The 1,142-nt window shown below is 61.7% G+C and carries 1 protein-coding gene and 1 pseudogene; both read right to left on the bottom strand.

The window, feature by feature from the left end:
* Window positions 1-302, bottom strand: a pseudogene (locus tag BLW43_RS22760) (IS1634 family transposase); the annotation flags it as partial.
* Window positions 303-755: 453 nt separating this feature from the next.
* Window positions 756-1,142, bottom strand: a 387-nt coding sequence (locus tag BLW43_RS22755) for an IS1634 family transposase (protein WP_139284212.1), incomplete at its 5' end; no start/stop codon positions are given.

Below are 1,142 nucleotides of genomic sequence, written 5' to 3'. Positions count from 1 at the left end.
CCCGAGCGCAGCGCGCGGCTCAGCGCCCGGTCGAAGCCGAGATCCTTCCACAGCTCGTGCAGCGCAAAGACGTCGCCGTAGCTTTGCGCGGGTTCGTGGGTGAGGTGCGAGGCGGTGTTCTCCGCCCGGCCCAGGACGCGGTTGAGCCCACTGATCAGGGGATCCAGCTTCTCGGGCGTGAGATCCTCGATCCGCCCCAGGTTCGCGATCACGCGGTGGCGAACCTTTCCCGCATCATCACGATAGCCCTCGACCAGCTGCAGATAGCGTCGTCCGCCCGACCGGGTGATCTTCGTGTACATGCCGCAACGATATCACGGCAGAAAACTGCTTTCCATCGCGAAATACCGATGACGTGCCACAACACAACTTCGCTGAAATCACCCCCGGGCAAAGGCTAAGTTATTGATTACCCAGAGGCTAACGGTCCGGGTGCCCGAAAATCGGGGCCGGAAGTGTCGAACTCCGGGGCGACGGACCTCGTTCGGTCTATGATTGATAAGATCGTCCTTACCCCCAGCGAAGAAGGGGATGGTCCGACCATCGACCTCTACGGAGATCTGGCCGGGATCCTATCGTTTGCAACCAATTATGACAGGAGGCTTGTGGTCAACGGCCTCTCAAACCTGCACCCAGCTGAATTTGCTTCACTGAGGCTTGGCAAGGGCCACCATTCGCCCAACTTCGACAGCAAAACGCGTAAGCGATTGATATTGTTATGGCCGGATGGGCCAAAATGTAACTACACGGGCTTGTCAGGCTGGTTTTGGCAGGTTCAGCGTGTCGAAGAGGTCCAGTTGCTCGGTGTTCGGGGTGGTGACGCCTTCCAGCTTTCGGTCCGCGATCCGCGCGTGATGGCGCTGAATGCGGGCGAGCATGGCGAGGGCGGTGCTGGGGCTGGCGCTGCGGCCCTTAGCTTTCAGGCGCATGCGCATGACGCGGTAGAGCGTGAGGGCGAGAAAGCAGATCAGCGCATGGGCGCGGATGCGGTCGGGCAGCCGGTGGTGGACCGGAGCGATCTCGATGTCGGATTTCAGGACGCGGAAGCCGCGCTCGATGTCGGCCAGCGCCTTGTAGCGGGCGACGGCGTCGGCAGGCGTCAGATCCGGGGCGTTGGTCAGCAGCGCGAGCTTGCCGTCGAA

Source organism: Rubrimonas cliftonensis (assembly GCF_900107585.1).
In the GTDB taxonomy this organism is placed as follows: Bacteria; Pseudomonadota; Alphaproteobacteria; order Rhodobacterales; family Rhodobacteraceae; genus Rubrimonas; species Rubrimonas cliftonensis.
Note: the sequence above shows the minus strand (reverse complement) of the source record. Positions and strands in the feature narration are given on the sequence as shown.